The organism is Citrobacter sp. CK180, from assembly GCF_030333655.1.
GTDB lineage: Bacteria > Pseudomonadota > Gammaproteobacteria > Enterobacterales > Enterobacteriaceae > Citrobacter_B > Citrobacter_B koseri.
The window spans coordinates 1-15,205 of record NZ_JAOWFM010000045.1; the positions used below are offsets into that span (position 1 = coordinate 1).

19 protein-coding genes are annotated in these 15,205 nt (G+C 65.0%); 5 read left to right on the top strand and 14 right to left on the bottom strand.

All coding sequences use genetic code 11. The features are described 5' to 3' along the window. Together OGV50_RS10365 and pcoE are read left to right on the top strand one after the other, a co-directional pair. Positions 1 to 312: ATP-binding protein (locus OGV50_RS10365; protein WP_286488534.1), on the top strand; the 312-nt coding region annotated here is incomplete at its 5' end. Between the two features lie 216 nt (positions 313 to 528). Beyond that, the gene (gene pcoE / locus OGV50_RS10370; RefSeq protein ID WP_004388336.1) at positions 529 to 963 is read left to right on the top strand and encodes a copper resistance system metallochaperone PcoE; all 435 of its coding nucleotides are present in this window, start codon (positions 529 to 531) and stop codon (positions 961 to 963) included. A 496-nt stretch (positions 964 to 1,459) separates the two neighbouring features. Here pcoE and OGV50_RS10375 read toward each other — a convergent pair whose 3' ends face one another. The 14 genes from OGV50_RS10375 to OGV50_RS10440 all read right to left on the bottom strand — a co-directional run bounded on the left by OGV50_RS10375 (position 1,460) and on the right by OGV50_RS10440 (position 13,398). Next, a complete protein-coding gene (locus tag OGV50_RS10375) occupies positions 1,460 to 2,122 on the bottom strand; it encodes an SDR family oxidoreductase (RefSeq protein ID WP_023102508.1) in 663 nt (220 codons plus the stop codon). A 55-nt stretch (positions 2,123 to 2,177) separates the two neighbouring features. Then, positions 2,178 to 3,137 (bottom strand): quinone oxidoreductase family protein, encoded by a 960-nt coding sequence (locus OGV50_RS10380; protein ID WP_023102507.1) that lies wholly within the window; start codon positions 3,135 to 3,137, stop codon positions 2,178 to 2,180. A 33-nt stretch (positions 3,138 to 3,170) separates the two neighbouring features. Then, positions 3,171 to 3,323, bottom strand: coding sequence for a nuclear transport factor 2 family protein (locus OGV50_RS10385; protein ID WP_158443159.1), 153 nt, complete (start codon positions 3,321 to 3,323; stop codon positions 3,171 to 3,173). 4 nt (positions 3,324 to 3,327) lie between these two features. Next, positions 3,328 to 4,341: a zinc-dependent alcohol dehydrogenase family protein gene (locus OGV50_RS10390; RefSeq protein WP_023102506.1), complete on the bottom strand. Its 1,014-nt coding sequence runs from the start codon at positions 4,339 to 4,341 to the stop codon at positions 3,328 to 3,330. Between the two features lie 71 nt (positions 4,342 to 4,412). Further along, positions 4,413 to 5,468 carry an NAD(P)-dependent alcohol dehydrogenase gene (locus OGV50_RS10395; RefSeq protein WP_023102505.1) on the bottom strand — a complete coding sequence of 352 codons (1,056 nt, stop codon included), beginning with the start codon at positions 5,466 to 5,468 and terminating at the stop codon, positions 4,413 to 4,415. A gap of 27 nt (positions 5,469 to 5,495) precedes the next feature. Further along, positions 5,496 to 5,906, bottom strand: coding sequence for an organic hydroperoxide resistance protein (locus tag OGV50_RS10400; RefSeq protein ID WP_063977413.1), 411 nt, complete (start codon positions 5,904 to 5,906; stop codon positions 5,496 to 5,498). Positions 5,907 to 5,969: 63 nt separating this feature from the next. Next, on the bottom strand, positions 5,970 to 7,022 hold the full coding sequence (locus OGV50_RS10405; RefSeq protein ID WP_043086373.1) for an aldo/keto reductase: 1,053 nt from the start codon (positions 7,020 to 7,022) through the stop codon (positions 5,970 to 5,972). A gap of 62 nt (positions 7,023 to 7,084) precedes the next feature. Beyond that, positions 7,085 to 8,224, bottom strand: a complete 1,140-nt coding sequence (locus tag OGV50_RS10410; RefSeq protein ID WP_023112348.1) for an alkene reductase — start codon at positions 8,222 to 8,224, stop codon at positions 7,085 to 7,087. A gap of 80 nt (positions 8,225 to 8,304) precedes the next feature. Further along, positions 8,305 to 9,696 carry an NAD-dependent succinate-semialdehyde dehydrogenase gene (locus OGV50_RS10415; protein ID WP_023102500.1) on the bottom strand — a complete coding sequence of 464 codons (1,392 nt, stop codon included), beginning with the start codon at positions 9,694 to 9,696 and terminating at the stop codon, positions 8,305 to 8,307. 70 nt (positions 9,697 to 9,766) lie between these two features. Then, the gene (locus tag OGV50_RS10420) at positions 9,767 to 10,597 is read right to left on the bottom strand and encodes an NADPH-dependent oxidoreductase (protein WP_023102499.1); all 831 of its coding nucleotides are present in this window, start codon (positions 10,595 to 10,597) and stop codon (positions 9,767 to 9,769) included. A gap of 33 nt (positions 10,598 to 10,630) precedes the next feature. Next, positions 10,631 to 10,936, bottom strand: a complete 306-nt coding sequence (locus OGV50_RS10425; RefSeq protein WP_023102498.1) for a DUF1330 domain-containing protein — start codon at positions 10,934 to 10,936, stop codon at positions 10,631 to 10,633. Between the two features lie 11 nt (positions 10,937 to 10,947). After that, positions 10,948 to 11,625 carry a type 1 glutamine amidotransferase domain-containing protein gene (locus tag OGV50_RS10430; RefSeq protein WP_023102497.1) on the bottom strand — a complete coding sequence of 226 codons (678 nt, stop codon included), beginning with the start codon at positions 11,623 to 11,625 and terminating at the stop codon, positions 10,948 to 10,950. Between the two features lie 37 nt (positions 11,626 to 11,662). Then, positions 11,663 to 12,691 (bottom strand): NADPH-dependent curcumin/dihydrocurcumin reductase, encoded by a 1,029-nt coding sequence (curA, locus tag OGV50_RS10435; protein WP_023102496.1) that lies wholly within the window; start codon positions 12,689 to 12,691, stop codon positions 11,663 to 11,665. Positions 12,692 to 12,792: 101 nt separating this feature from the next. Continuing rightward, positions 12,793 to 13,398, bottom strand: a complete 606-nt coding sequence (locus tag OGV50_RS10440) for a TetR/AcrR family transcriptional regulator (RefSeq protein WP_023102495.1) — start codon at positions 13,396 to 13,398, stop codon at positions 12,793 to 12,795. Positions 13,399 to 13,716: 318 nt separating this feature from the next. On the opposite strand from OGV50_RS10440, the gene OGV50_RS10445 reads away from it, so the two are divergent. The 3 genes from OGV50_RS10445 (at position 13,717) to OGV50_RS10455 (ending at position 15,202) form a co-directional block, all read left to right on the top strand. Then, positions 13,717 to 13,845, top strand: a complete 129-nt coding sequence (locus OGV50_RS10445) for a hypothetical protein (RefSeq protein ID WP_257719772.1) — start codon at positions 13,717 to 13,719, stop codon at positions 13,843 to 13,845. 128 nt (positions 13,846 to 13,973) lie between these two features. Continuing rightward, positions 13,974 to 14,558: a PFGI-1 class ICE element type IV pilus protein PilL2 gene (gene pilL2, locus OGV50_RS10450; RefSeq protein WP_023102493.1), complete on the top strand. Its 585-nt coding sequence runs from the start codon at positions 13,974 to 13,976 to the stop codon at positions 14,556 to 14,558. After that, positions 14,555 to 15,202: a hypothetical protein gene (locus OGV50_RS10455; RefSeq protein WP_023102492.1), complete on the top strand. Its 648-nt coding sequence runs from the start codon at positions 14,555 to 14,557 to the stop codon at positions 15,200 to 15,202. Before pilL2 ends, OGV50_RS10455 begins: the two co-directional genes overlap by 4 nt. The last annotated feature ends 3 nt before the right edge of the window (positions 15,203 to 15,205 follow it).

Sequence of the window (15,205 nt, forward strand, 5' to 3'; positions counted from 1 at the left end):
GCTTTCAGTAACCTGCTTTCCAATGCAATCAAGTATTCTCCCGATAACACCTGTACAGCGATACACCTTGAGCGTGACAGTGACTGTGTGAACGTGATGATTACGAATACGATGTCTGGCCCGGTTCCCGCTAATCTGGAACGCCTGTTTGACCGGTTCTATCGCGCAGACTCATCTAGGGTCCACAACACGGAAGGCGCGGGGCTGGGATTATCAATTACAAGGTCGATCATTCATGCTCACGGCGGCGAGCTGTCAGCAGAACAGCAGGGGCGGGAAATTGTGTTCAGTGTGCGTCTGTTAACGGATTAATACTGTTATTCAGGAAAAATCCGGAAGGTGACAAAAATGTCATCATTTAGTCACGCGATAAACAGAGGCGGTTTTTTATAATCAGTCATAAATCAGGAGCAACGTGATAATTCAATCGCCCGGTTCCTGGCGTGATGATTAACCAGCCCTGAGATCAAATGCTTTCTCTGTTATAAGCATTGATTGTTCGGGTATGAAAACACCGGAGACCCAACCATGAAAAAGATCCTTGTATCCTTTATTGCCATGATGGCTGTCGCTTCATCTGCCTGGGCTGCAGAGACAATGAACATGCATGACCAGGTAAATAATGCCCAGGCGCCTGCCCATCAGATGCAATCATCCGCTGAAAAAAGTGCAGTTCAGGGGGAGAGCATGAAAATGATGGATATGAGCGGTCACGATCAGGCCGCAATGTCCCATGAAATGATGCAAAACGGCAATTCTGCTGCCCATCAGGACATGGCTGAAATGCATAAAAAAATGATGAAATCCAAGCCAGCAGCTTCTAACGAAACAGCAAAATCATTTTCCGAAATGAACGAGCATGAGAAAGCCGCTGTTGTGCATGAGAAGGCGAATAATGGTCAATCTTCCGTTATTCATCAGCAGCAGGCTGAAAAGCATCGCAGCCAGATCACCCAGAATTAACCCGCAGCTCCACTTGTTAGACCCTCATTTGACGCCGAAGTCACTGGCTTACGCTCCCGTCCGGGAGCGTTTTTTTCCCATATATCAAACTTTAACTCTGAAGAGGTGGAAGTATCTGACCAACACTGTCACGTAACGCCAGATAACTACAAAAACACCTTTTTCCTCCTGTAAATTGCAGTTCCTGCAAGAACATCAAGGCATAATGTTGGAACAGCGTGTGATACACACTTAGTATCATGTTTTGTATGTGTTTTTTTTAAAAGTTTACAACTTTAAAGTCTTTTTCAGGTTAAAGGATACAACTTTAATGTCTCTACACAGCTCCAGTAGGTGCCGAGCAGGCGGTTGATGATCCGGGTGACCTCGGTGTCCTCGGTCGGTTTCTGCGAGAGCTGGTTTGACATGGGTTCGATTCCTTATCTATCTCTGCGGGTCGGTGGTGAAGGCGGCAAGATCGCCTTGGGCGAGGCTGCCGATCTCCATGGACGTTGGGCTATTCCTGCCGCGCGAGCGCGGCCAGTGCGTCGCGTACCGGGGCAGTGCCCTGGGTCAGCTCGATGATGGCCCGGTTGATTGTGGGTTGATCGATCAGTTCGGCGAGCGTCGCCGCCACGTCGTCTCTCGGCACGTCGCCATAGGGGATCGCCGGTCCGGCGGTGATCCTGCCGGTGCCCGCGGTATCCACCAGCGTGCCCGGACGCAGGATGACCCAGTCCAGACCACTCTGCGCCAGATATACGTCGGCCTGTTTCTTCACCTTCATGTAGTTCTCGAAGGTATCCGAGACGTGCCTTCCGCGGCCGGCCTCGGGAAAGGCCGATACCAGCAGGAAACGCCGGATGCCTGCCGCCTGCGCCGCCGCGACGGCCAGTTCCAGACCGCGTCCGTCGATGGCATCGGTGCGCTGCGGCCCGCCCTTGCCGCCCGCGCCGGCAGTGAACACCACCGCGTCGCTGCCGGACAGCAGCGAGGCCAGCGCGTCAGCGTCCAGCCCGGTCAGGTCGCCGGCCACCGGCGTTGCGCCCAGCGCGGCAAGCTCGTCGGCCTGATCCGGGTGGCGGTGCATCGCGATGGGCCGATGGCCTCGCGCGGCCAGCAGCCGGGTCAGGCGGCTCCCGACCTTGCCCGCCGCGCCGATGATGAAGACCTTGCTCATATCTTTCTCCCGGGTTTGGGCTGCCGGATCTATCGTGACAGCCCGGACATCGCATTCAAGGCACCATGACCACGCGGCCGATGCGGCCGCGCTCTTCTGCCCGTCGATGAGCGGCCGCCGCGTCGGCAAGTGCGAAGGTCGCGTCGATCGGCACCTTGATCTCGCCGCGCAGGGCCTGCTGGAGCAGATCGTCGATCAGTGCATGGACCTCGGGCTCGCCCATGACGGGGCCGAGCAGGCAGCCGATCACCGTTTGCCGATGGACCAGAAGATGCCCCGCGTCGATCGGCTGGTTGCGGCCACCGAACACGCCCACGATGATGGCGCGTCCGCCGTCCCTCACGGCCTGGAGGCCATCGACCAGCGCCGGCCCGCCGATATTGTCGATCAGAAGGTCGACCTTGTTGCCGCCGAGCAGCGCGCGGATCTGGTCGCTGGCGGGCTGGTCGGTGGTGACGATGGCGTCGGAGAGCCCGTATGCGCGGAGTTCCTCCAGCGTGTCTGCACGCGTGCCGGTGCCGATGACCCGCGCGCCCGCCCTGGCCGCGAGCTGGACGGCGGCCAGCCCCACGCCGCCCGCCGCGCCCTGGATCAGCACGGTCTCGCCCGACCTGAGCGCCCCCAGTTGCAGCGTGTAGGCGGCGGTGCCCGGACCCGACGGGATCGCCGCCGCGACCTTGATGTCGAGGCCATCCGGCACGAGCCAGCTGGTCGCCGCGGGCACGGCGCGCAGTTCGGCGTGCGATCCCTTGAAATTGAACCCTGTGACCTTCTGGCCGACCTTGAAGCCGGTCACCGACCGACCCACCTGCAAGATTTCGCCAGCGGCGGCGTAGCCAAGGATGTCGCTCGGGCCGGACGAGGTGCTGCTGCGGCGCCCGATGAGATCGCCACCTTCAATGCTGATGGCCTCGACGCGGATGAGCAGGTCGTCGTCGCCCGCGACCGGGTCCGGAACCTCGGCCAGATGCAGGACGGAGGGATTTCCAGGTTGTTCGTAGATGGCTGCTTTCATGTCATGCTCCTTTCTTGTGGTATGTCCGGGCACTCACCGTTCGGTGCGCTCATGCCGCCCCAAGCGGGCGGCGTGAAACGGAAAATAATCGCGCCATTCGGCAATTGTGCCGTCGGGCGCGATGAAGAGGCCCATCAGGCGGATCGTCGTCAGCACCGCGCCATCGGTCGGGCGCCGGTGGTCCACGCGCTCAGATCTCCACCACGACCTTGCCGAAATGGCGGCCGCTTTCCTGGAAGCGGAAGGCCTCGGCGAGCTGTTCCAGCGGGAAGCTGCGGTCGATCACCGGGCGGATGCCGGTCTGTTCCATCGCCGCGATGTATTCCTGTTGCAGGCGCCGGCTGCCGACGATCAGGCCTTGAAGCCGCGCCTGCTTTGCCATCAGCACGGTGGTCGGCACCTCGCCGGCGTGTCCGGTCAGCACGCCGATCAGCGCGATGTGGCCGCCCACGCGCACCGCGCGGATGGACTGCGCCAGCGTGCCCGGGCCGCCGACCTCCAGCACGTGATCGACGCCGCGCCCACCGGTGATCTCCAACACCCGTGTGCCCCACTCCGGCGTCTGCCGGTAGTTGATCAGGTGGTCGGCGCCGAGCGCGCGCAGGCGTTCGAGCTTCTCATCCGATGAGGAGGTGGCAATCACGCTCGCGCCCATCGCCTTGGCGATCTGCAACGCCGCCACCGAGACCCCTCCGCTGCCCAGCACCAGCACGCTCTCGCCGGCCTTGAGCGGGCCGTCGGCCACCAGCGCGCGCCATGCCGTCAGCCCGGCGGTGGTGATGGTTGCCGCCTCGGCATGGCTCCAGCCGCGCGGCGCCAGGGTGAAATCGGTGGCCGCGCGCACCGCGACCTCGGTGGCGTAGCCGTCGATGCCGTCGCCGGGCGTGCCCTGGAAGTTGCCAACACTGCCGAACGGCAGGCCATCGGCCCAGTGCGGGAAGAAGACGGAGACCACGTGGTCGCCGGGCTTGAATTCCGTGACGCCTTCGCCCACCGCCTCGACCACGCCGGCGGCGTCGGACAGCAGCACCCGCTCGTCGGCGGCGGGAAAGCCGCCGTTGGCCACCAGCAGGTCATGGAAATTGAGCGAACTGGCGTGTAGCTTCACTCGGATCTGCCCTGGCCCCGGCTGGCCGGGATCAGGCAGGTCGCGTACTTCGAGGCGGTCGAGTCCGCCGGGCGCGCGTATGACAATGACTTTCATCTTGAATCTCCTGCTTCAACACGCGGGCCGCCTCGCCGGGAAGCGGCCCGCAACGGTTAGGCTGTTTCGCCTCAGGCGGCGGCCAGGCTCGCGCTGTCGATCACGAAGCGGTACTTCACGTCGCTCTTGAGCATGCGCTCGTAGGCGTCGTTGATCTGCTGGATGGCGATCATCTCGATCTCGGCGACGATGCCTTTCTCGGCGCAGAAGTCGAGCATCTCCTGGGTCTCGGCGATGCCGCCGATCAGCGAGCCGGCGATGCTGCGGCGCTTGAAGATGAGATTGGCGATGCTCGGCGACGGGTGCGGGTGCTCGGGTACGCCGACCAGGGTCATGGTGCCGTCGAGTTTGAGCAGGCCAGTGAAGGCGTCGAGGTCGTGGCTGGCTGCGACCGTGTTGAGGATGAAGTCGAAACTGTTGGCGTGCGCCGCCATCTCTTCAGCGTTACGCGAGACAATGACTTCGTCGGCGCCCAGTTCCAGCGCAGCGGCGCGCTTGCTCTCGCTGGTGGTGAAGGCCACGGTGTGTGCGCCCAGGGCATGTGCCAGCTTGATGCCCATGTGGCCAAGCCCGCCGATACCCACGATGCCCACTTTCTGGCCAGGACCGACCTTCCAGTGGCGCAACGGCGACCAGGTGGTGACGCCGGCGCACAACAGCGGCGCCACGGCGGCCAGTTGCGCCTCGGGGTGCGAAACCTTCAGGACGAAGTCGTCCTTGACTACGATCTGCTGCGAATAGCCGCCCAGGGTGTGGCCGGGCGCATCATGCGTCGGGCCATTGTAGGTGAAGACCTGGCCGTGCTCGCAATACTGCTCCAGGCCCGCGTCGCAGGCCGGGCAATGATGGCAACTGTCGACCAGGCAGCCGACGCCGACCGTGTCGCCGATCTTGAACTTGGTCACCGCACTGCCGATGGCCGAAACGTGGCCGACGATTTCGTGCCCGGGCACGCAGGGGTACAGCGTGTTGGCCCACTCGTTGCGGGCCTGGTGCAGGTCGGAATGGCAGACGCCGCAGTAGGCGATGTCGATCTTGACGTCGTGCGGCCCCGGCTCGCGGCGAACAATGTCGAGCGCCGCCAGCGGCGTGTCAGCGGCGTGGGTGCCATAGGCTTTTACTGTCATGGTGTTTCTCCTTGGGTTTGATGTGTTTCAGGCGACGCTGGTGTGCAGGCGCACGTCGACGTTGCCGCGGGTGGCGTTGGAGTACGGGCAGACCTGGTGGGTGGTCTCTACCAGCTTGTGCGCGTCGGCTTCGCTAAGGCCCTGGACTTCCACGTAGAGGTCGATGTCCAGGGCATAGCCGCCCTCGGCGGTCTGGCCGATGCCGACCTCGACCGAGGTCCTGGTGGCGGTGGGTGCCAGCTTCAATTGCTTGGCCGCCACCGGCAACGCGTTGTCGAAGCAGGCGGCGTAGCCCATGGCGAAAAGCTGTTCGGGGTTGGCGCCAGCCTTGCCGGAACCGGGCTGGGACATGTCCAGCGCAAGGCTGCCATCGTCCAGCGTGGTGCGTCCGGAACGGCCGCCGACGGCGGTGGCGCGGGTCTTGTAGAAAATCTTCATGATGTCAACTCCTAAGGGTCAAGGGATCGGAAAAGAGCGGACCGGAGTGGTCCGCGACGAATTTCAGGAAGAAAGGCCGGACCAGCGGTCCACGGGGCCGAGCCGATCCGCGTTCTGCACTTCCAGCACCCAGCCGGGGTACTCGCGCAGCAAGGCGCTGGCCGCATCAAGCGCGGTCAGCTCCACCTCGCTCAGCGCCAGTTCGACGGCGGCAAGATTGTCGTGCAACTGCTCCAGGCGCCGGGCGCCGACGATCACCGAGGTCACCACCGGCCGCGACAGCAGCCAGGCCAGCGCGACGCGGGCGACACTGCAGCCGTGCGCCGCAGCTATCGGTTTCATCGCCTCGACGACGTTCCAGGCCCGTTCCTTGTCGACGAACGGGAAGTCGAACTCCGAGCGACGCGCGCCTTCCGGCTTCTGGTGCTCGCGGTCGAACTTGCCCGAGAGCAGCCCGCCGGCCAGTGGACTCCACACCAGCAGCCCGATCTTCTCGGCCTGCAGCAGCGGTACGAGTTCGCGTTCGATGTCGCGCCCGGCAATCGAGTAGTACGCCTGCAGGGTATCGAAGCGGGCCAGGTTGCGCGCTTCGGAGACGCCCAGCGCGCGGGCGATCTTCCACGCCTGCCAGTTGGAGACGCCGACGTAGCGGACCTTGCCCTGGCGCACCAGGTCATCGAGCGCGCGCAGGGTTTCCTCGATAGGCGTGACCGGATCGTTGGCATGGATCTGGTAAAGGTCGATGTGATCGGTCTGCAGGCGCCGCAGGCTGGCCTCCACCGCATCGAGGATGTGGCCGCGCGAAGCGCCCACATCGTTGCGCCCGGGGCCGGTGCGGGTATAGCCCTTGGTCGCCAGCACCACATCCTTGCGGGCGATGCCGAGGTTGCGCAGCGACTGGCCAAGCACCTGCTCGCTGCTGCCGGCCGAATAGGCATCGGCGGTGTCGAAGAAGTTGATCCCGCCGTCGACGGCAGCCTTGACTATCGCGTCGGCCTCGTCCTGGCCGGCGCTGCCGATGTGCCGGAAGATGCCCTGGCCGTCGCCGAAAGTCATCGTGCCCAGGCACAGCGAAGAGACCAGCAAGCCGGTGTTCCCCAGCGTCTTGTATTCCATCGCGATGTCCTCTGTGGTGAGGGCGGCCATGGCTGCCCGGTGGGTGATGCGACGCGCGCCGGCTAGCCGGCGTGGACCGGATAATCCGTGTAGCCTGCCGTACCGCCGCCATACATGGTGGCGGGGTTCAGCGCATTGAGCGGCCAGCCGTGCGCGATGCGCGCCGGCAGATCAGGGTTGGCGATGAACGGGCGACCAAAGGCGATCAGATCGGCCAGCCCCGCCTCAAGCAGGCGCTCGCCGCGCTCGGCGGTGTAGCGACCGGCGACGATGATGCGTCCGCTGAACGTCTGGCGCAGGTCGCGACGAAAGTCCTCGGGCAGTTCCGGGGCGTTGTCCCAGTCGGCCTCGGCGATCGAGACATAGCCGATTCCCGCCTCCTCCAGCACCCTGGCGGCAGCGATGTAGGTCGCGTGCGGATCGTCCTCGACCAGGCCCAGGTAGACGCGATCCTCATCGGTCGTGGTGAACAGCGGCGAGAAGCGCACGCCCAGGCGCTGCGGGCCGACCACGCCGGCCACCGCCTGGACCACCTCGCGCAGAAAACGCAGGCGGTTGTCCAGCGAGCCACCATACTCGTCGTCGCGCTGGTTGGTACGGGCGGAGATGAACTGGTTAACTAGGTAGCCATTGGCGGCGTGGATCTCCACGCCGTCGAAGCCGGCGTCCAGCGCGTTGCGGGCAGCCTGGGCATAGAGCTGCACCAGCTCCTTGACTTCGGCGGTGCTCAGGGCGCGCGGCACTGACGGCGGCACCAGGGTACCGGCGCCGGGGGCAGTCTCTATGAACACGCTGACCCGGTCGGCCGGGATCGCAGAGGGAGCGACGGGGGCCGCGCCCCCCGGCTGCAGCGCGCTGTGGGAGACGCGACCGACGTGCCAGAGCTGGGCGAAGATGATCCCGCCTTCGGCGTGTACGGCCTCGGTGACCTTGCGCCAGCCCTCGACCTGGGCCGGGCTGTAGATGCCCGGGGTCCAGGCATAGCCCTCGCCGCGCGGCTCGATCTGGGTGCCCTCGCTGATCAGCAGGCCGGCACCGGCGCGCTGCTGGTAATAAGTGGCCATCAGCTCATTGGCGGCATTGCCGGGCTGGGTGCTGCGTTGCCGGGTCAACGGCGGCAGCACGATACGATTCTTCAGTGTGTAGCTGCCGAGTTGCAAGGGCCGGAAAAGGCTTCGGTTGCTCAAGATGTTTTCCTTCATGTTGTGAGCAGAACGGGGTTGGGCGCCGCCAATCGTTCCCGCGATGAGAGCGGGAGCGACTGGCCGCCGGCCGGCCCGCATCAGAACGGCGCGTCGATATCGACCACGTCGATCAGCTTGTGGTTGACGAACTCCTTCAGGCCCAGGCCTAGCAGCTCGCGGCCGTAGCCGGAGCGGCGCACTCCGCCGAACGGCAGGTCGGCCTTGGCCATGGTCGGGTGGTTGACGAACACCATGCCGGTGGAGATGCGCTTGGCGACTTCCGCGCCATGTTTGGCGTCGGCGGTGAACACCGAGCCACCCAGGCCGAACGGCGAGTCGTTGGCGATGGCGATCGCCTCTTCCTCATCGGCGGCGCGGTAGATCAGCGACACCGGCCCGAAGAACTCCCAGTAGTAGGCTGGGTTGTCCGGGGTCACGCCGGTGAGGATGGTCGGCTGCACGAAGGCGCCTTGGGTCGGCACCTTGGGTCCGACCTCAGTGGCGGTAGCGCCGTGGGCGACAGCTTGACGAATCTGCTCCTTGATGTCGTCGGCGGCTTTCTGCGAGGACAATGGCGCCAGGGTGGTTGCCGCATCGAAGGGGTCGCCCGCCTTGAGCGCGGCCACGCCCTCGGTGTAGCGGCGCAGGAACTCGTCGTAGATGGCCTCGACCAGGATGATGCGCTTGGAGGACACGCAGACCTGGCCGGCATTCCAGTGGCGACCGAACACCGCCCACTTCACGGTCTTGTCCAGTTCGGCGTCGGCCAGTACCACGAAGGCGTCGGCGCCCCCCAGTTCCAGCGTCGACTTCTTCAGCGCCTTGCCGGCCTGGGCGGCGACCACTGCGCCGGCACCCTCCGAGCCGGTCAAGGCCACGCCGTGCACGCGCGGATCGTTGATGATGGTCTCGATCTGCTGGCGCGTGGCGTAGAGGTTCTTGAAGGCGCCTTGCGGCAAGCCCGCGTCGAGCATCAGTTTCTCGAAGGCGTCCGCGCTCTGCGGCACGTTGGCGGCGTGCTTGAGCAACAAGGTATTGCCAGCGGCCAGCTGCGGAGCCAGGATGCGGGCGATCTGGTAGTAGGGGAAATTCCACGGCTCGATCGCCAGGATCACGCCCAGCGGCTCGTGCACCAGCAGCGCGTCGCCTTCGGCCGGATCGGCCACCGGCAATTTCTCCGGTGCCAGCAGGGCTTCGGCGTGCTTCACGTAGTACTCAAAGATGCGCGCGGACAGCTCGACCTCGGCCAGCGCTTCGGCGGTGATCTTGCCCATCTCCAGGGTCAGCAGCCCCGCATGCGCCTCGGCATTCTCGCGCAGCAGGTCGGCGGCGCGCTGCAGGATCGCACCGCGCTCTTCGAACGAGCGCTCGCGCCAGGCCAGGAAGGCTTCATGGGCGGCGCCGATGGCCTGGGAGACTTCGGCGTCGGTAGCGTCGGGGAAGGTCTTGACGACTTCGCCGGTGTAGGGGTTGGTGGTGGCGTAGGCCATAGCTATGACTCCTTGCAGCAGTGAACGAACAAGTTGCGTTCGGCTCGACACGAGCCGGACGCGGTGGGTTTCAGCGCAGGGCGAAGCCGAGCGCGTTCAGGGCCTCGCGCAGGCGGTGGCGGCCCATCAACGCTTCGGCACTGCCGACGCGCTGCAATGACGTCTGCGACCAGGGCCGGTCGTCGCGTTGCTGGTCCTGCTGGAAGCGGCGCATCAGCGGGTCGTAATGCCCCACCGCGACCGCCTCGCCCGCGGCGTCGTAGTGCTCGCGGTGCAGCACCGCCGCCTGCGCCAGGCGCGGCTTGATCTCGGCCGGGCGGGCCTGATCGGGATGGCCCACGCACATGCCGAACACCACGAAGCTGTCCTGCGGCAGGCCCAGTTCGGCGGCGGCCGCCTCCGGCTGGTTGCGCATGCCGCCGATATAGACGATGCCCAGCCCCTGGGCCTCGAAGGCGACCACGGCGTTCTGCGCGGCCAGCGCGGTGTCGACCACACCGACGGTGTAGCTCTCCAGGTAGTCGATACCGTCGGTCGCCACGCCTTGCGCGGCACCGAGCCGGCGCAGCCGCGACCAGTCGGCGACCCAGGCCAGGAACAGCGGGGCCTCGGCCACGTGCCGCTGGCCGCCTGCCAGCTCGGCCAGCCGCGCCCGCCGCGCGGGGTCGCGCACGGCGATCACGCTCCATGGCTGCAGGTTGGACGAACTGGAGGCCGATTGCGCGGCGGCGATGGCGAGTTCAAGCGCCTCGTCGTCGACCGGCTGATCGGTGTAGGCGCGCACCGAGCGGTGCGCCAGCAGCGCCGCCAGGACGGCGGGAACGGGCGGCAACGGTCGGGTGGCAACCTCCCCGTAGCGGGCCTGCCACGCAGTGGCGGGATCAATTTGTTGGGATGTCATGCCAGATTCCTGTGCGTGTGTGGGAGCGTCGACTCAGGCCGCAGGCGGCGCATCGATACCGTCGAGCAGGACCACGCGGTATTCCGCGCCCTTGAACCGGTGCGCTCGTGCCGCCTGGTAGGCGGGGCTGTGATACCAGGCGCGCGCGGCCTGCATATCGGGAAAGCGCAGGATCACGCCGCCCTCGATCGTCGGGCCTTCCAGCACTTCGAAATCGTCATAGAACGCCAACGGCGTCAGGTCGTGCCCTTCGCGCGCGGCTGGAGCTTCCTTGGCGTAGGTGTCAAGTTCGCCGGCGTCGAGGGTGCGTTCTCGCAGGAAAACCACATAAGCGGACATGTTCAGACTCCTCACAGAAGGGAAAGCAGGGCCTTGGCGGCGTCGGCGGACGAGGCCGGGTTCTGGCCGGTGACCAGCAGGCCGTCGGTCTGCACATGCGAGGCCCAGTCGGCGCCCTGGCTGTAGTGGCCGCCATTGGCCTTGAGCACGTCTTCGACCAGGAACGGCACCACCTCGGTCAGGCCGACCGCTTCCTCCTCGCTGTTGCTGAAGCCGGTCACCCGCTTGCCGGCGACCAGCGGCTTGCCGTCGACGCCCTCGGCGTGGCGCAGCACGCCCGGCGCGTGGCAGACCGCACCGACCGGCTTGCCGGCCCTGACCGCCGCCTCGATCAGGCCGATCGAGGCGGGGTCTTCGGCCAGATCCCAGAGCGGGCCGTGGCCGCCGGGGTAGAACACCGCATCGAATTCGCCGATGGCGACTTCGGACAGCTTGCGGGTGTTGGCCAGCGCCTTCATCGCGTCGGCGTCGGACTGGAAGCGGCGGGTGGCCTCAGTCTGGGCGTCGGGTTCGTCGCTCTTGGGGTCGAGAGGCGGCTGGCCGCCCCTGGGCGAGGCCAGTGTCAGGGTCGCGCCGGCATCGTGGAAGGCGTAGTAGGGTGCGGCCAGTTCCTCCAGCCAGAAACCGGTCTTCCTGCCGGTGTCGCCGAGCTGGTCGTGAGAGGTGAGGACGACGAGAATGTTTGCCATGTGGAAGTTCTCCTTGGAATGATGAAGATGGAAAGATTCAGGCGCCGGCCACGCGCACCACGACCTTGCCGAAGTGCTTACCGGCCAGCAGGTCGATCAGCGCCTGCGGCGCGCGCTCCAACCCCTCGACGAAGTCCTCGCGGAGCTTGACCTTGCCCGCGGCGACCCAGCCGCCCATGTCGCACTGGAAGGCTGTGAAGCCGTCGGCGTAGTGATCGCTGATGATGAAGCCCTGGAGCAGCAGGCGCTTGCGCAGCACCAGGCCCAGCAGCTGCGGCATACGGTCCGGGCTGGGCGGCAGGCCGGTGTCGTTGTAATGCGCGATCAGCCCGCACACCGGCACGCGGGCGCCGACGTTGAGTCGCGGCAGCACGGCGTCGAGCACTGCACCACCGACGTTCTCGTAGTAGACGTCGATGCCCTGCGGCGTGGCGGCCGCCAGTTGCTCGGCGAAGTCAGGCGCACGGTGGTCGAGGCAGACGTCAAAGCCCAGCGCTTCCACCGCGTAGCGGCATTTCTCCTCCCCGCCGGCGATGCCGATGGCGCGCGCACCCTTGAGCCTGGCAAGCTGCCCGACCACCGAGCCGACCGCGCCGGTGGCCGAGGCGACGACCACGGTCTCGCCCGCTTGCGGCCGGCCGATGTTCAGCAGGCCGTGGTAGGCGGTGAACCCCGGCATGCCCAGCACGCTCAGCGCCAGCGAGGGCTGCGCCAGGCTGCGGTCGAGCAGGCTCAGGCCATGCCCGTCGGACAACGTGTGGCTCTGCCAGCCGGTATCGCCGAGCACCAGATCGCCGGGTTGAAAATCGGGGTGATGCGAGACCGCCACCCGGCTCACCGCGCCGCCGCTCGGCACCGCGCCCAGTTCCCACGGCGGCGCGTAGGACGGTGCATCGCTCATCCGCCCGCGCATGTACGGGTCGAGCGAGAGATAGAGCGTCTCCAACAGCAATTGACCCGCGGCGGATTGAGGCAGCGGCCCCTGCTCCAGCCGGAAGTCTTCCGGCTTCGGCTCGCCCACAGGGCGCGAGGCAAGCACGATGCGGGTCTGGGTGATCTCAGTCATGAGTGAGCTCCTTGAGGATGTGAGGTAAAGGCGGCCAAACAAAACAGATACATTGCTTGATTAGACCGGTCGTATAGCTCCCGGACAAAAAAACTGGTGTTTCAGGTGCCGACCGCAGCAGGCAGCCCCAGCAACCCACGCGTAGCGGTCAATGCGGACTCAAGAGGTACGCGGTCGCGCGTAATCTTGGCGCGCAAGCTCGCCCCTAGCCACAATTGGTACAGCGTGGTCGCCATGGCGCTGGCATCCGGCTGCGAGGCAAGGGAGCCGTCTGCTACGCCAGCCTCGATGGCACGGGTCAGGCGCGCAATGATGCGTGCAGTACCATAATCGAGGACGGAACGCATCGCTTCGGAAAGGTCGCTGACCTCGGCGGCCAGCTTGACCGCCAGGCACTTGCCTTTCGGATCGCAGGTTGCCTGGGTCTCCAGCCAGTGCTCGAAATAGGCCATCAAGCGCTCCCCGGCCGACACGTCGGACCGAGCCAGCACGGCATCAAGCGCAGCCAGGTAATCGGTGAAATAGTTTTCCAGCAAGGCCTCACCAAACGCCTCCTTCGACCCGAAGTAATGATAGAACGAGCCCTTGGGCACGCTCGAGGCATGGAGGATTTCATTCAGGCCAACGGCACTGAAGCCCTTACCGCCAATGATGCTTTGCGCGGTAGTCAGGATGTGTTGGCGAACGTCGTTCGTAGTATTGGTCATGCGATGCAGTATATTCCAAATTAGACCAGTCGGCTAGTCCTTAAATGCTCCTGCTCCAAATCACACGCCGATCAGTGGCTAAAAATGGAACATCTCCAACCTAATGTCTTCAGTTTTGCGATATCGGGAGCCCTCTTGTTGCATGGACGCGGGATACGCGCATCGCTGTAGTGCCTGCCCCGGCGGATCCGGACACTCTGCCGCTAAGAATCGGGTTGACCCGGACTGGAACCGCCCCTTTAGCGTTTCTTGGCGGCTTGGGCATGACGTTCTGGTACCACGACTGTCTGGCGACGCGCTACCAAGGGAGCCAGGAAAATGGCCTCCGGGTTGCAGTCGCTGACCTTCCACCGCGACGGCGTGGTCGGCACCAAGGTGCTGGAGGCCGGCGGCTTCTTTGACACCGATCGCGGCGGCGGCCTGGACACCCAGCGCATGGTGGTGTGACTCAGGCCCAGGCTGCGCAGCGACATCGCAGATGACTTAAATAGGGAGAGCCAGCAAATCCCTTTGTTTGCTGATGCTCCCGCCATCAACAGCGATGGTGTCGGTTCAACGTCCCAGAGAACCGACACATGCAACCACTCAGCCACTTTCATCGCCGTCTGGCGGGCGGCGGCCTGCTGATCGCCGCCGTACTGATGAGCGGCTGCGCGACGACAACGCCTCCGCCCAAGGCCGCCCCGATCGCAAAGCCGGCGATCGCACCGACGAAGCCGAATCCGGAATTCGTGCCCGTCGTTCGCTATGGCCGTTACACGCTGGTCGAACTGGCGCCGGCATCGGCACAGCAAGACCTGTTGCTGCAGGTTGTCGATGTCTCCATTCCCGACACGCGCAGCGCGACAGTGGGCGATGCACTGCATCACGTCTTGCTGCGTTCCGGCTACCAACTTTGCCCGGTGGGCGACATCACCGCACTCAACTCATTGCCGCTGCCAGCATCCCACTATCGGCTGGGGCCGATGCTGCTTCGCGATGCCCTGCTGACGTTAGCAGGTCCTGCGTGGGATCTGAAAGTCGATGATGGCGCTCGCCGAATTTGCTTCAACCGCGCTCAGCAGCCGTCATCAAGTCAGACCCAATCCCCCCCGCAGTCAGCCTTGAAGGCTGCCGATCATGTCGAAAGACGTCCGCTCACAACGGAGGTGCGGCCATGACCACCATCCCCGGCTCTCCCCGTCGGTCGCGGGTACCGCTGCTGCGCGTGGCCACCATCACCTGGGTCTTGCTGATCAGCACGGGAGTGGTGGTGAATCACGTGGCGTTGTCCAACCTTGCCACCGAGGCAGGCGGCAGCGCACAGAGCACACAAGTCGCAGCCCTGGAGGCCCGGCTGGCAGAACTGAGTCAGCAGCTCGAAGCGCAGCGTCAGCAGCCCGACATGTTGACGACCACGCAATTCGAGATCGAGCGTCAGGCCATCGAGCAATGGGCTTCCAGGATCGAGCAGGCCCTCGGCGAACGGCTGACGGCCGAGAGCCTTGCCCCGTTGCATAGCCGCATCGAGCAACTGGAAGCCCGCCTGGCGAAAGCCGCTCAGGTCGCACCCGCCCCAACCCGCGCGCAGAAAAACCAGGCCTCCAGGCGCAAGGCGGCGGTGCCTCCATTCAAGGTCGTTGGTCTCGAAATGCGGGGCGGTGAACGCTTTTTGTCGATTCAGCCCGCGAGGGGAGCTTCCTCGCCACTGACCGGCGTTTTGCGGCCCGGTGAATCCGAGGCTGGCTGGCGGCTGGAAACCATCGAAGACCGCACCGCCGTGTTCCAGAACAACGGTCAGGTTCTTCGCGTGGTAGCGCCATAGGAG

Bases quoted from the DNA above. Each gene is read 5' to 3' on its own strand.
- pcoE (WP_004388336.1), top strand. From the start codon at position 529: ATGAAAAAGATCCTTGTATCCTTTATTGCCATGATGGCTGTCGCTTCA.
- OGV50_RS10375 (WP_023102508.1), bottom strand. From the start codon at position 2,122: ATGAGCAAGGTCTTCATCATCGGCGCGGCGGGCAAGGTCGGGAGCCGC.
- OGV50_RS10380 (WP_023102507.1), bottom strand. From the start codon at position 3,137: ATGAAAGCAGCCATCTACGAACAACCTGGAAATCCCTCCGTCCTGCAT.
- OGV50_RS10390 (WP_023102506.1), bottom strand. From the start codon at position 4,341: ATGAAAGTCATTGTCATACGCGCGCCCGGCGGACTCGACCGCCTCGAA.
- OGV50_RS10395 (WP_023102505.1), bottom strand. From the start codon at position 5,468: ATGACAGTAAAAGCCTATGGCACCCACGCCGCTGACACGCCGCTGGCG.
- OGV50_RS10400 (WP_063977413.1), bottom strand. From the start codon at position 5,906: ATGAAGATTTTCTACAAGACCCGCGCCACCGCCGTCGGCGGCCGTTCC.
- OGV50_RS10405 (WP_043086373.1), bottom strand. From the start codon at position 7,022: ATGGAATACAAGACGCTGGGGAACACCGGCTTGCTGGTCTCTTCGCTG.
- OGV50_RS10410 (WP_023112348.1), bottom strand. From the start codon at position 8,224: ATGAAGGAAAACATCTTGAGCAACCGAAGCCTTTTCCGGCCCTTGCAA.
- OGV50_RS10415 (WP_023102500.1), bottom strand. From the start codon at position 9,696: ATGGCCTACGCCACCACCAACCCCTACACCGGCGAAGTCGTCAAGACC.
- OGV50_RS10420 (WP_023102499.1), bottom strand. From the start codon at position 10,597: ATGACATCCCAACAAATTGATCCCGCCACTGCGTGGCAGGCCCGCTAC.
- OGV50_RS10425 (WP_023102498.1), bottom strand. From the start codon at position 10,936: ATGTCCGCTTATGTGGTTTTCCTGCGAGAACGCACCCTCGACGCCGGC.
- OGV50_RS10430 (WP_023102497.1), bottom strand. From the start codon at position 11,625: ATGGCAAACATTCTCGTCGTCCTCACCTCTCACGACCAGCTCGGCGAC.
- curA (WP_023102496.1), bottom strand. From the start codon at position 12,691: ATGACTGAGATCACCCAGACCCGCATCGTGCTTGCCTCGCGCCCTGTG.
- OGV50_RS10440 (WP_023102495.1), bottom strand. From the start codon at position 13,398: ATGACCAATACTACGAACGACGTTCGCCAACACATCCTGACTACCGCG.
- OGV50_RS10445 (WP_257719772.1), top strand. From the start codon at position 13,717: ATGGCCTCCGGGTTGCAGTCGCTGACCTTCCACCGCGACGGCGTGGTC.
- pilL2 (WP_023102493.1), top strand. From the start codon at position 13,974: ATGCAACCACTCAGCCACTTTCATCGCCGTCTGGCGGGCGGCGGCCTG.
- OGV50_RS10455 (WP_023102492.1), top strand. From the start codon at position 14,555: ATGACCACCATCCCCGGCTCTCCCCGTCGGTCGCGGGTACCGCTGCTG.